This window comes from Labilibaculum manganireducens, assembly GCF_963665805.2.
GTDB classification, from domain to species: Bacteria; Bacteroidota; Bacteroidia; order Bacteroidales; family Marinifilaceae; genus Labilibaculum; species Labilibaculum manganireducens.
On record NZ_CAXXEE010000003.1, the window covers coordinates 3970240 to 3983531 of the forward strand.

Here is a 13292-nt window from a genome sequence, read left to right on the forward strand (position 1 = left end):
ATGCTTATTCGTAAAACCCCTTCCCAAACACTCCAAACTCATCTTTCCCAAGCACCTTATGTTTCCATGCAGCATCCATAAATCCGATACCATAAGCGAACAGCTGCACAAAACTTGCAGCAAGCGCTTTTATTGCAATGGCAAACGATTTGCTCTTTGTGAGTGCATCAGCAAAAACCAGAAAAGCGTACAAAAGAACCGGAAAAGCAAAAATTCGGTGAACAGCAATCCCTAATACTATAGCTCCAATTGTTCCTATTGCGAACAATGATGGGAACAGAAAGAAGATCTTGAAAGTTTCCGGGTAATGTTTTGAGATAATGTAGCGGGTTTTGCCAAAACCAAAAACCTGTTTATAGAATTTTTTAAAGGAGATTCTTCGTTTGTGAAATACGTAAGCATCGTGAACCAACCGAGTCTCGAAACCACGCTTAATTACCTCAATGGCAAAAACCATATCTTCGCCCGGATGCATGGTAGTTACCGGAAATCCGCCCGTATCTTCATAAACAGCTTTCGAAAAGCCCAAATTAAAACTTCGCGGATGAAATTTGTGAACCTGTTGCTTTCCTCCACGAATACCTCCGGTAGTAAAAAAGGAAGTCATGGCATAAGAAACGGCTTTCTGAAAATCCGAGAAATCGTCCATAGCGGCATCGGGACCACCATAACAGTCCACAAAATTGTTCGTTAATTCCCGGTGTATTGTTTCCATATAATGAGCCGGAAGAATGCAGTCCGAATCAAAAAACAGGAAATAGTTCCCCTTTGCTCTGGTCAATCCATAGTTTCGACCAATGCTGGGACCTTCGTTTTGTTTGTAGAAATACGATATATTTATTCGATCGCGATAGCTTTCGCAAAGCTCTTCACTTTTTATCGATGAACCATCCTCAACCACTACCAATTCAAAATCTTTAAAAGTCTGCCCGGATAAACTATCAAGCAGTTCTTTCATTTCATCCGGACGATTGTACACCGGAATAATAATCGAAAATTTAATTTCTTCGGACATCTTATCGTTTTTGATTGAAATAGAAAATTTCATTCATTGGCAGGCGATACTTTTCGGCCAAATCGGAAGAAATTTCTTTTGCATATTGAGATTGGAAAACAGAAAACCCCACTTTTGACAACTTATCGGCATAATCCAAACCATACAAACGAACATGATCTTTTTGACGATACAGTCTTTCCCTCTCCTTCGGATCCGTAACCGTTGGATCTTCCATCGTTACCGGATTTTTGGTATCCATGGGAACCTGTAAAATGGCAAAACCATTAGGTTTTAACACACGGTAAATCTCACTCATGGCTTTTGCATCATCGGTTACGTGCTCCAATACATGGTTGCAGATCACCACATCGTATGATGCTTCGGAAAAGGGGATTTCCTGCACATCGAAATGCACATCGGCAATGGGAGATTCCAAATCTGCTGTGGTATAATCCAAATTAGGCAACTTTCTAAACCGCTTGTAAAAGCATTGTTCTGGAGCAATGTGTAAAACTTTAAGTTCTTGTGTAAAGAAATTGGTCTTTTCGTTCAGATACAACCACATCAACCTGTGGCGTTCCAAAGAAAGGCATTTGGGACACAAAACATTATCTCGCCCTGAGGCTTTGGTGTATCCGTAAGGAAGAAATTTACGGAAATGCCCGCCACATACCGGGCATTCCACTTTATTTCCGATAAGAAATACGGCAAGTATACGATTTATTATCAGACTCATTCGAATCAAAACCGGACGGGGAAATATTTGTAATAAAATTCTTATTATACGTTTTATCATTGGGATTTCGTAAGATTTTCAAAACTACAAATATGAGTGAGGGGTAATCCAGAACTCCTCACGCATAATTTATAATTCAACCTAAATTTCTTTTTCAATTTGATAGGTATTGCGCTCTGATGAGCTGCGGCTTACCAATTCAGCTATAAATCCGGTAAGGAACAACTGAGTTCCAATAATCATTGTTGTTAATGCAATAAAAAAGTACGGACTATTGGTTATGCGGGGGGCAATTTCACCCAAACTCATGCTATACAATTTCTGAAATCCAATCCATGCAGAAGCAAAAAAACCAACCAAAAACATAAATGTTCCCAGTAATCCGAAAAAGTGCATTGGTTTTTTACCAAACTTGCTGATAAATGAAATGGAAAGTAAATCGAGAAAACCATTTATAAAACGGCTCAAACCAAACTTTGTTACACCATATTTTCTTTCCTGATGCTGAACCACTTTTTCTGTGATTTTAACAAAACCAGCTTCTTTGGCCAATATTGGAATGTATCTGTGCATTTCGCCGTACACCTCTACACTCTTCACCACCTTATTCTTATAAGCCTTTAATCCACAATTAAAATCGTGCAGCTTAATACCAGACATGGCTCTTGCTGTTCTATTAAAAAATTTACTTGGAATTGTCTTGGAAATTGGATCGTAACGCTTCTGCTTCCATCCCGAAACCAAATCGAAACCATCTTCTGTTATCATACGGTACAGTTCCGGAATTTCATCCGGCGAATCCTGAAGGTCTGCATCCATAGTAATAACAACATCTCCTTTAACAATTTCGAATCCGCTAAAAAGAGCTGCTGACTTTCCGTAATTCCTTCGGAATTTGATTCCGCGAACAGAACTATACTTAGTTTGTAAATCCTCTATCACAGTCCAAGAGGTATCATTACTTCCATCATCAACTAAAACAACCTCATAGCTAAAACTATTTGCCTGCATCACCCGATCAATCCAGGCCAGTAATTCGGGAAGCGATTCTTCCTCATTATACAAAGGAACTACAACAGAGATATCCATATTTAAATTTTACTGATTATTCGATTCGCTAAATTTATCAATAGAGTTCCTATTAAACAAATTTCTGTTCTGACGAAAGAAAAAAGCCAAAATAAGAGAAAAAAACAGTCCTGACAATGCTTTACTGAACCACTGTCCAAAAGCAAATAATCCAGGTGTGATATTCTTATAGATTCCCATCAGCAAATCGATATCTTTTTGCTGATATCCCATTTCATGCAGGCCTTTTTCCAGAAAAATTATGGCTTCTTTAATAATAGCCGTATCAAAAAAACTTGTTAAAACATAAATAAAAATAGAATAAAACATCGAGGCAAATCCAATAATAAGGACTCCGGTTGCTAATGCCTTACCATAGCTGATTGCACCACCCAATTCATCATCGCGATATTTTTTCACACCAAAAAAGATCCCGCTAACTATTAAAAATAGATTTATGGACCGAAGATTCGGATCGAAATTAACCGATAAATCTTTTAGGTAAACCACAAAGGCTGCTAAAATCAGCGCTCCTCCAACCAATGCTCCAAAAAGAAAAGTGTGTCTAAGTAATGAATTTTTAAAAATCTGCATGAAAGATAAATTTGTTTTTCGAGCACAAAGATATCCGTTTTTACTAGAAAGCCGTAATCAAAAAAGCTTAATTCTAATTTCAATTGCTCATTGTTTATATCCGAAATGAATACTTCCTGAAAAAAAACATCATTTTAAAAAAAAATTATTTCTCTGAGAATAAAACCATTGGCTATTCACCACCTAAAATTTAGATAAGAAGTTGCATAATTTGTTTGCGGGGAATCAGGATTTTTCTACTTTTGTCGTCGGGTAAGCACTATGCGACTAGCTCCTACTGAATCCCCCCAGGGTCGGAAGGCAGCAAGGGTAGGTGGTCGAAGCAGTGCGACGTAGCTGTTTACCCACTTTTTATACTTTTTTATTTGTATAAAAATGCCGATATAGCTCAGTTGGTCAGAGCAGCTGATTTGTAATCAGCAGGTCGCGGGTTCGAATCCCCCTATCGGCTCCAATAAAATTAAAAGAAAGCTTGCGGGCTTTCTTTCGTTCTTTACAAGATTATTTGAAGGATCATTTTACCTTCTAAAAATAACAAAACGCCGATGTAGCTCAGTTGGTCAGAGCAGCTGATTTGTAATCAGCAGGTCGCGGGTTCGAATCCCCCTATCGGCTCCAATAAAATTAAAAGAAAGCTTTCGGGCTTTCTTTCGTTCTTTACAAGATTATTTGAAGGATCATTTTACCTTCTAAAAATAACAAAACGCCGATGTAGCTCAGTTGGTCAGAGCAGCTGATTTGTAATCAGTCCCGACTAGTCGGGATGGATTTAAATCCCTCCATCGGCTCAATTTAAGGAAGATTATCTCCTTTTATTTTGTTACTGCCGTTGTAGCTCAGGGGTAGAGCGCTTCCTTGGTAAGGAAGAGGTCATGAGTTCAATTCTCATCAATGGCTCAATTAAAACTATAAAGAAAGCTTCCGGGCTTATTTTCGTTCTTTACAAGATTATCTGAAGGATCGTTTTACCTTCTAAAAATAACAAAACGCCGATGTAGCTCAGTTGGTCAGAGCAGCTGATTTGTAATCAGCAGGTCGTGGGTTCGAATCCCTCCATCGGCTCTTTTTTTTACCCCACCAACTTCATATTTTTCGAATCTCTATGATGCGAAAATAGTTTCGCGTCTCTATGTTTTATTTCTTGAGTTCAAAACATATGCTATTCTTTGTATGTAAAAGAAATTAGTGTATTTTCGTTTTGAACAAATAACAAACTAAAAATCGTAAAATGAAGTTTTTTATCGACACAGCAAATCTTGATCAGATTAAAGAAGCGCAGGATTTAGGAATCCTTGACGGCGTTACCACTAACCCATCTCTTATGGCTAAGGAGGGGATTAAAGGGGAAGTAAACATCAAAAAGCACTATGTTGATATTTGCGAAATTGTAGATGGTGATGTAAGTGCTGAGGTTATTGCAACCGATTTTGAAGGAATGATTTCTGAAGGCTTGGAATTAGCCGCTCTTCATCCACAAATTGTTGTGAAAGTTCCTTGTACCAAAAATGGTATTAAAGCAGTAAAATACCTAAGCTCACAGGATATCAGAACTAACTGTACCTTGATATTCTCAGTAGGTCAGGCATTGTTGGCGGCTAAAGCGGGAGCAACATATGTATCTCCTTTTGTTGGCCGTTTAGATGATATTTGTACTGATGGTATTGACTTAATTCGTCAAATTGTAGATATGAACAGCTACTATGGTTTCGAAACTCAGGTTCTGGCTGCATCGGTTCGTCACACCATGCACATGGTTCAATGTATCGAAGCTGGTGCTGATGTTACAACCAGTCCTCTTAGTGCCATTACAGGTCTGCTAAATCACCCTTTAACCGATAAAGGTTTGGAGCAGTTCCTTGCTGATTACAACAAGCTAAATGGTTAAACATTAGATGATATTATAAAAAAGGAGTGCTTCGGTACTCCTTTTTTTGTTGGTATCAAATCCCAATCCTGCAGCACTACAACCTCTTTCCTTTTCAAGCAACAAAATAAATAGGCATCAGTACATTAGCTATTTCAAAGAATCTTTTATCTTTATCATCCATAATAACCCAAAACCACTACAAATGCTTTTAAAATTGTATCCTGACAACCCCAACCATAGGGAATTCAGGAAAATTGCTGACATTTTAAAGGATGGCGGAATTATCATCTACCCAACTGATACCATCTATGCTATTGGCTGTGACATAAACAATAATAAGGCCATACAGAAGATTGCTAATTTAAAAGGAATAAATGCTGAACAAGCAAATTTTTCCTTAATCTGCAGTAGTTTGAGCAACCTGTCGGAATACGCCAAAGTTGACAATACAACCTTTAAAATGATGAAGAAAAATTTACCCGGAGCCTTCACATTTATCCTACAGGCAAGTAGTAATGTTCCTAAATTATTCAAGAGTAAAAAGAAAACTGTTGGTATTCGCGTGCCTGATCATTACATTCCGATAAGTATTGTTGAGGAATTAGGGAATCCAATACTAACCACTTCAATTCATGATCCGGATGAAGTTGTTGAATACACCACCGATCCTGAATTAATTCACGAGAAATACAGCAAACAAGTTGATCTTGTTATTGATGGAGGTTACGGCAGAAACACTGCTTCTACAATTGTTGACTGTACTACTGATTCTTTTGAAATTATCCGACCAGGAATTGGTGAGTTAATGCTATAAAACCAAACTTAAAAAGCAATGCCATCAACTGAATATTGACGGCATTGTTTTTAGTAATTATCTGGAAGCTGCAATCTCTGATGATCTCAGCAAACTAACGCGAAGAGCTATATGGCCGTCAGGCTTATTACCTATAAATTCGGGTCTGAATCCTGCTTCTTCGAGCTCTGACTTTACCAAACCTATCAACTCCGGACTTGCATTGTTAAAATGATGAGTTGCAACAATACTCCCCTTATTAAATTTACTCTCCAATTCGTCAAGAATTTTCCGCGTATCCTGCTTGTATTTTGTCATCTCTTTCTCAATTAGATGATTGTACTCTGTAATTTTTTTCATGTATTTTAATTATAATGTTATCCAAAATGAACAGAATGCAATATTAATTAAAATACATGAAAAATAATTACAAACAACATGCTAAAACCATTAAATTCTTACACGAACAAATGATTTTTAAACACAAAAATCATATTGACACACTTGCCAAAATAGCCCGCAACAAACATAACATATTAAGAATTGAGAATTGTATAACCGAAATAATTCTGCTGTTTGAACGCTTAATGTTTCCAAAAAGAAGGAGAAAATAATATTAGCACTGTAAATAATTCCAATCGACCCAGCAACATTAAAAAGGATAAAAACCATTTTGCCAATGCAGGCAGGTGAAAGAAATTTTCCATTGGCCCAACCTCACCAAATCCAGGACCAATATTACCAAGCGTTGTTGCCACAGCACTAAATGCTGAATAAATATCAGGAGTCCATAAAGACATTAATATGGAGGATATCATGAAAATGATAATATAAAAAACAAAAAATGCCAGAATGTTGGTAACTGTTTTTTGATCTACGACATGTCCGTTGTAACGAATTGGAATTACTGCATTTGGATGCACCAAACGTTTTAGTTCGTAAAAACTGTTTTTAAAAAGCAATAAAATCCGCACTACTTTTACACCTCCTCCTGTTGATCCGGCTGATCCTCCAACAAAGAACAATACAAAAACCAACATTCCTAAAAATGGTGTCCAAAGCAGATAATCGGCAGTTGCATAACCTGTTGTGGTTATAATTGAAACTACCGTAAACAAGCTGTCGCGAAATGCCCGCTCGAGCCCAAAATCATCTCCTACAACCAAAACAAGTGTAATAATACCAGTAAACAACAGAACTACCAATGCGTAAAAACGAAACTCCTCATCTTTAAACATCTTTGAAGCTTTTCCCGTTACCATTGCATAAGCAAGGGTAAAGTTGGTTCCGGCCACAAACATGAAAAAGATAATAACATATTGCAGATATGGGGATGTAAAGAAACCCGCACTGGCTTGTTTGGTTGAATAACCTCCCGTTGCCATAGTTGTTAACGAGTGGTTAATTGCATCAAAAAAATTCATTCCTCCAATAAAAAGCAGAATCGTTTCAGCGAAGGTAAACAGAATGTATAATCCCCATAAATTACGAGCAGTCTCTTTAATTCTGGGAGTTAATTTATCGGGTGCCGGACCGGGAACTTCAGCAATAAACAATTCTCGTCCTCCAATGCCTAAGGTTGGAAGTATTGCAAGAAACATCACAATGATCCCCATTCCACCCATCCATTGAGTAAGTGACCGCCAAAAAAGAATTCCGTGAGGCAATTCTTCAATATTATTAAGTATAGAAGAACCAGTAGTTGTGAAACCAGACATTGTTTCAAAAAAAGCATCAGTAACCGACGGAATAGCTCCGCTAAAAAGATATGGCAGACATCCAAATATTGAAAAAACCACCCAAACAATGCTTACGATAATATAGCCTTCCCGTTTCCCAAGGTCTTTTCCAACACCTTTTGAAAGCTTATAACTCATGCCGCCAACAGTAAAAGTAATCAGACCAGACTTCACGAAAGCCATACTATCAGATTCTTGATACAACAGCGAAACCAACAGTGACAGAAACAAGAAGAGGCTTTCCCCAATCAGGAGTTTACCAAGAATATTTAGAATTATTTTGTGCTTTACCACTTTGACTACCTTAATATTTAACCAAAGATATAATTCTAAGGTTTTTTTTAATAATATCTATTGATTCTTCCAAAAAGAAGGAATAAAAATAATTAAAAAGGTGAACAACTCTAATCTACCTAATATCATTAAAAATGAAAGTATCCATTTACCGGCTTCCGGCACTGAAGCAAAATTATTCATGGGTCCAACAACTCCCAATCCAGGACCAATTCCCCCCATAGTTGTTGCGACTGCCCCCATAGCCGAAATTAGATCCAAACCAATTAGTGTCATTGCAAAACAACCAATAAAAAAAACCATAATGTACAAAATAACAAAAGCCAGAATTTTAGAAATCACATCCTGTCCTACCATCTCTTTATTATAACGAACCGGTAATACTGCCGAAGGATGAATCATTCGCTTAAATTCCAGGATACTGTTTTTGAAGAGAAGTAAATGGCGAAGAATTTTAACTCCTCCAGATGTAGAACCAACACAAGCGCCTGTAAACATCAAGCCAAAAATAAGAAACACCAAATACGGATGCCATTGTGTGTAATCAGCACTTACAAAACCTGTACTTGTAATTATAGAAGTAACTTGAAATAAAGCATCACGAAATGATTTCTCGAAAGGCCCGTGATCCAAATAGACCAAGGTCAAGGTAATTATACTTGTCACCAATATAATTAAACCGGCATATACTCTAAATTCCTCATTTTTCCAGACCTTTTTCAACCTTCCTTTTATTGCAAAGTAATGAAGAGTAAAATTTACTCCGGCTAAAAACATAAAAACAATAATCACATACTGGATGTAAGGAGAGTAATTAGCAATACTCGAATTTTTAGTAGAAAACCCACCTGAAGCTAATGTTCCGAATGAATGACAAACAGCATCAAACAAATCCATTTTTCCAAATACTAAAAATAAGGTTTCGACTGCAACCAAAAGCATGTATATACCCCAAAGACGTTGCGCTGTTTCTTTAATACGCGGGTGTAATTTATCAGTAGTAATACCTGCTGCCTCGGCATTAAACATAGCCATTCCTCCAATTCCAAAAACGGGTAAAACAGCAACAGTCAACACCAAAATCCCCATTCCTCCCAATAAATGAGTTAAAGACCTCCAAAATAAGATGCCATGAGGTAAGGCTTCTATATCATTCACAATTGAAGCTCCGGTAGTAGTAAAACCTGATATGGTTTCAAAAAACGCATCGGTGAAATTTGGAATATAGCCACCCAAAAGAAAAGGAAATGCACCAAAAACAGAGAATACTACCCAAACCAAGCTTACAACCAAAAATGCTTCCCGTTTGCCAATCTCTCTGCTGCCCCCCCGGGTATACAGATATACAATTCCCCCAAATATAAAGCAAATACCTGCAGATTGTACAAAGTATATAAAATCACCCTCTCCATATAAAAGGGCTACTGCGGAACTAATAATCAGGAAAAAGCTTTCCACGATCATTAAAACCGACATCACATAAAAAACAAATTTCCAGTTGAGCATTTCGAACCAGCTTATTTTACGATTTCCAAAAAGGAAAAATATTGTTTAAAATTCGTTCTGTAAAAAGATAAAAAAGAGCCTGCATTTACTTAATTCGGCTCTTAGTACTATTATTTGAAGAACTTCTCAACTTTTTTAATTGCAGACGGAAGAGTAAACACAACAACCTTATCATTCGCCTGAATTTGAGTTTCGCCTGTTGCAATAATACCTTCATCTTCCCTTATAATTCCACCAATATTGGCATCTTCCGGAAAATCCATATCCTTTAATATGCCTCTGGTAATTCTGGAATCGGGCTTAGCCACCAATTCAATAACCTCTGCCTCCGAAACAGTCAGCCATTTACAATGTTGAACATCTGCATCCATTGTAAATCGATAGATATAACTGGCAGCCAATAATTTTTTATTAATCATGGTACCAACACCAATATTATCAGCCAAATCGATATAATCAATATTTTCTACCTCCGCAATGGTTCTCTTCACCCCCATTTTTTTAGCCAACAAACAAGCTAAAATATTCGTTTCCGAATTTCCTGTAACAGCAACGAAGGCATCCATTTTGTGAATCCCCTCTTCTTTCAGTAATTCTTTATCACGGCCGTCTCCGTTAATAACCAAGGTATCCTGAAGTAAATCAGCAAGTTTTAAGCTTTTATCTTTATCAATTTCTATCAATTTAAGATTCATCTTCTTGCCCAGCTCCATCGCTGTTTTTTGACCAATACGACTTCCCCCCAAAATCATCGCATTTTTAATTTCATATTTCTCTTTTCCGGCAAGACTCATCACCCGTTCCATTGCATCGGGTTTGCTTACCACAAAAACTAAATCGCCACGGGAAAATCGATTGTGCCCTCTTGGGATGATCGTTGCATCTTCACGTTTTATGGCAACAGCTCTAAAATCCAAATCAGCAGTCATTTCAGCAACTTCAGCCATGGTTTTATCCATAAATACCGACTTGCTGCTTATTTTTATTCCATACAATAGAAGTTTACCTCCCGAGAACTCATACAATTGTCGTGTTCCCGATCTGGATAAATAACTAATTACCTCTTTTGAGGCCAACCGCTCCGGATAAATCAATTCATCAATTCCCAAACTTTTAAGGTATTCTTTATTTTCAGGAATCAAATATTCTTGATTATCAATACGGGCAATTGTTCGAATGGCACCCAACTTTTTAGCAAGAATAGATGACGTTATATTGGTCTCCTCTGATTGAGTTACTGCAATAAAAAGATCTGCTTTTTTGACCCGAGCTTCTTTAAGATCATTTAGTGATGAACTTGACCCTACAATGGTTAATAAATCCAAATGGGAATCAATCTCCTTTAATTTCTCTTCATCACTATCCAATAAGATAATATCATGATCTTCATTACTCAGCATTTTCGCCAAGTGTATTCCTACTGCCCCTGCGCCGGCAATTACAATCTTCATAACTTTGTTCCGTTAAATAAATGGAATTCGAAGCGGCAAATTAACACATAATCAAGCAAAATCTAAAGCTATTTGTTAAAAATTATTAATTAGCCAAGCTCTCTAAATTACCAAAAGACTTTATGAAATCAAAGAGAGAATCCGAAAGCTTTTCTTTCAATGATGAAAGTTAATTCACAGTTGACAAAACACAAAAATAAGCTCCATTATTCTGTACATCAAAAAGATTCGTTTCACCCTCATTTTCCTTTGAAAGATATTTTTTCCGGTCGCCGCTATAAATTGAAGCATCAAGTATCATTTTACAATTTGGAAATTCTTTTGTTATCATTTTTTTAGATTGCAAACCTCCCAAACGCAAAATAATATAGTCTGGCTGAATTAATTTTAATATTTTCTCCAAATCATCATCCCTTTTTCCGATTATAGCAACAACATCTTTACCCATCAACTTAATATCGATAGCTCTTAATGTATCAAAGCTTATTTTATTAATATTTTCCTTCAGAACAAAAGGTTGAATTATTCTATCACTTATTTCTGATGACATTTTCCCATCAACCAAGAACAATCCTTTGCTTCCCTCAACAAAACCAATAACACTATGCCCTTTGGAATTAAAAACCAGCATTTCCTTTTTAGGAACCTGAAAAATTCGAATTGTAATTGGTAATTGAATGCCAATTAAAATTACTACAAATGCATAAACAGCTTTTTTTCGTTTAAATGAAAGAAGCGCAATCAATGAAAAAAGAAGAAAATAAATAAACAGCAATTGATATTGACTTAAGGGCAATTCTCTAATAACCGAACCTGGCAAAGCCTGAATTTTTACAATCAGAAAATTCATTCCTTCAACAAGATTTCGCAGTATCCACCCTAAACCTTCGGAAAGAATTCCAATTGGAGACAGAATAAGCAATAATGCAGAGAGATAAATAAGTATCCCTGCCATAGTTATTACGACATATCCGGAAAGTAAAAAGTAAGATGGAAACTGATGGAAGTAATAAATAGCCAAGGGAAATGTTCCTATTTGTGCAGCCAACGAAACCGTTGTAAGCTGCCATAACTTTTTCAAAATTGGATTTCCTATATAAAGAAGTTTATCGAACTGAGGTTGAAAAAACACAATACTTGCAACTGCCAGATAGGAGAACTGAAAACCCACTGTAAACAGTAAAAAAGGATCAATTAATAACAGAAAAAATGCCGATATAGCTAAGGAATTATAAATACTTCCGTCTCTTTTAAGCGCTTTTCCAATCACAATAAAACTAAACATGATTGCTGATCTCATTACGGATGGGGACATTCCAGTTAAAAGTGCATAAGCCCAAAGCGTTAGTAAAAGAAGAATACCCTGTAAATGACGTCCGTATTTGAAACGAGCTAAAAATCGAATCAAATAATTCATGATCATATAAATAATCCCAACATGTAAGCCGGAAACCGCCAGAACATGCATAGCGCCGGCATCAGCCCAAGTTCTTTTTATTTCCGGATCCATTCCGGTTTTGTATCCCAGCGTTAAGGCTGCCAGAATGTCAAAACTTTCATTTTGTATTCCATTTTTTCGGTAAATCGATAATAAATGATCTCTCCACTTTGAAGCCATCACTTTAATTGAAAAATCAGAAGCATTTCCTATCTGTTTCCATGATAAAGAGTCGGCGTAGGCAGAATACAAAATGTGTTGAGTTTTTAGATAAGACGCATAATCAAATTCATGCGGATTACCAGCGTTTTTTACTCTTTGAAGTTCAGTTTTCAGTACAAGCAGATCTCCTATTCCAAGTTCTCTGGCTTTCGTGTTTTTTTGAAGGTAAATCATTGTTTTACCTGACACATTTTGCCACTTATCTGAAACTTTAATACTCTGAACATCCAATACAAAAGCAAAGCTCCTGCCCTTCTCTGCAGGTGTATCCAGCACCCTACCCTCTAAAATAATTTTAGATTTTGAAATGGGAAGATACATTTGGGACTGAATGTCATTGTAACGGATATTTCCAAAACCAAAACACAGAATAAATATAAAAAGACCAAATAAACTGCGTAATGAATATGATTTACGGAGTTTCTCACTTACTGCAAAAAGAAGAACTCCCAAAAGACCAAACAGAACAAGAATCCAAATTAAAATTTGAGGGATACCAACAATATCAGACAAAACAATTCCACACACCAATGGAAGTAAAAGCCGAAGAAAAGGATTTTTACGGAGCAACTCTCTAAAAGTCATTA

11 protein-coding genes, 5 tRNA genes and 1 other RNA gene are annotated in these 13292 nt (G+C 36.6%); 8 read left to right on the forward strand and 9 right to left on the reverse strand.

The genetic code is table 11. The features are described 5' to 3' along the window. Window positions 1-4: 4 nt before the first annotated feature. The 4 genes from ACHZAX_RS15330 to ACHZAX_RS15345 all read right to left on the reverse strand — a co-directional run bounded on the left by ACHZAX_RS15330 (window position 5) and on the right by ACHZAX_RS15345 (window position 3395). On the reverse strand, window positions 5-1015 hold the full coding sequence (locus ACHZAX_RS15330) for a glycosyltransferase family 2 protein (RefSeq protein WP_320019742.1): 1011 nt from the start codon (window positions 1013-1015) through the stop codon (window positions 5-7). A gap of 1 nt (window position 1016) precedes the next feature. Further along, window positions 1017-1793: a class I SAM-dependent methyltransferase gene (locus tag ACHZAX_RS15335; RefSeq protein ID WP_320019743.1), complete on the reverse strand. Its 777-nt coding sequence runs from the start codon at window positions 1791-1793 to the stop codon at window positions 1017-1019. An 81-nt stretch (window positions 1794-1874) separates the two neighbouring features. After that, a complete protein-coding gene (locus ACHZAX_RS15340) occupies window positions 1875-2822 on the reverse strand; it encodes a glycosyltransferase family 2 protein (RefSeq protein WP_320019744.1) in 948 nt (315 codons plus the stop codon). 9 nt (window positions 2823-2831) lie between these two features. Continuing rightward, on the reverse strand, window positions 2832-3395 hold the full coding sequence (locus ACHZAX_RS15345) for a DUF4199 domain-containing protein (protein WP_320019745.1): 564 nt from the start codon (window positions 3393-3395) through the stop codon (window positions 2832-2834). 251 nt (window positions 3396-3646) lie between these two features. Here ACHZAX_RS15345 and ffs point away from each other — a divergent pair. The 8 genes from ffs (at window position 3647) to ACHZAX_RS15385 (ending at window position 6076) form a co-directional block, all read left to right on the forward strand. Then, an RNA gene (gene ffs / locus ACHZAX_RS15350) (signal recognition particle sRNA small type) lies at window positions 3647-3743 on the forward strand. Between the two features lie 29 nt (window positions 3744-3772). Further along, window positions 3773-3849: transfer RNA gene (locus ACHZAX_RS15355), tRNA-Thr, on the forward strand. Window positions 3850-3936: 87 nt separating this feature from the next. Next, window positions 3937-4013, forward strand: a tRNA-Thr gene (locus tag ACHZAX_RS15360). A gap of 87 nt (window positions 4014-4100) precedes the next feature. Continuing rightward, window positions 4101-4183, forward strand: a tRNA-Thr gene (locus ACHZAX_RS15365). A 37-nt stretch (window positions 4184-4220) separates the two neighbouring features. Continuing rightward, window positions 4221-4292, forward strand: a tRNA-Thr gene (locus ACHZAX_RS15370). Between the two features lie 91 nt (window positions 4293-4383). Next, a tRNA-Thr gene (locus tag ACHZAX_RS15375) sits at window positions 4384-4457 on the forward strand. 166 nt (window positions 4458-4623) lie between these two features. After that, the gene (fsa, locus tag ACHZAX_RS15380) at window positions 4624-5280 is read left to right on the forward strand and encodes a fructose-6-phosphate aldolase (RefSeq protein ID WP_101308812.1); all 657 of its coding nucleotides are present in this window, start codon (window positions 4624-4626) and stop codon (window positions 5278-5280) included. 184 nt (window positions 5281-5464) lie between these two features. Next, window positions 5465-6076 carry an L-threonylcarbamoyladenylate synthase gene (locus tag ACHZAX_RS15385; protein ID WP_101308813.1) on the forward strand — a complete coding sequence of 204 codons (612 nt, stop codon included), beginning with the start codon at window positions 5465-5467 and terminating at the stop codon, window positions 6074-6076. 57 nt (window positions 6077-6133) lie between these two features. Here ACHZAX_RS15385 and ACHZAX_RS15390 read toward each other — a convergent pair whose 3' ends face one another. The 5 genes from ACHZAX_RS15390 to ACHZAX_RS15410 form a co-directional block, all read right to left on the reverse strand. Continuing rightward, window positions 6134-6415, reverse strand: coding sequence for a hypothetical protein (locus ACHZAX_RS15390; protein ID WP_101308814.1), 282 nt, complete (start codon window positions 6413-6415; stop codon window positions 6134-6136). A 224-nt stretch (window positions 6416-6639) separates the two neighbouring features. Next, the gene (locus ACHZAX_RS15395; RefSeq protein WP_218973012.1) at window positions 6640-7977 is read right to left on the reverse strand and encodes a TrkH family potassium uptake protein; all 1338 of its coding nucleotides are present in this window, start codon (window positions 7975-7977) and stop codon (window positions 6640-6642) included. Window positions 7978-8145: 168 nt separating this feature from the next. Further along, window positions 8146-9594 (reverse strand): TrkH family potassium uptake protein, encoded by a 1449-nt coding sequence (locus ACHZAX_RS15400; protein WP_320019746.1) that lies wholly within the window; start codon window positions 9592-9594, stop codon window positions 8146-8148. A 110-nt stretch (window positions 9595-9704) separates the two neighbouring features. After that, window positions 9705-11045, reverse strand: a complete 1341-nt coding sequence (trkA, locus tag ACHZAX_RS15405) for a Trk system potassium transporter TrkA (RefSeq protein WP_101308818.1) — start codon at window positions 11043-11045, stop codon at window positions 9705-9707. A gap of 169 nt (window positions 11046-11214) precedes the next feature. Next, window positions 11215-13290: a ComEC/Rec2 family competence protein gene (locus tag ACHZAX_RS15410; protein ID WP_320019747.1), complete on the reverse strand. Its 2076-nt coding sequence runs from the start codon at window positions 13288-13290 to the stop codon at window positions 11215-11217. Between the last annotated feature and the right edge of the window lie 2 nt (window positions 13291-13292).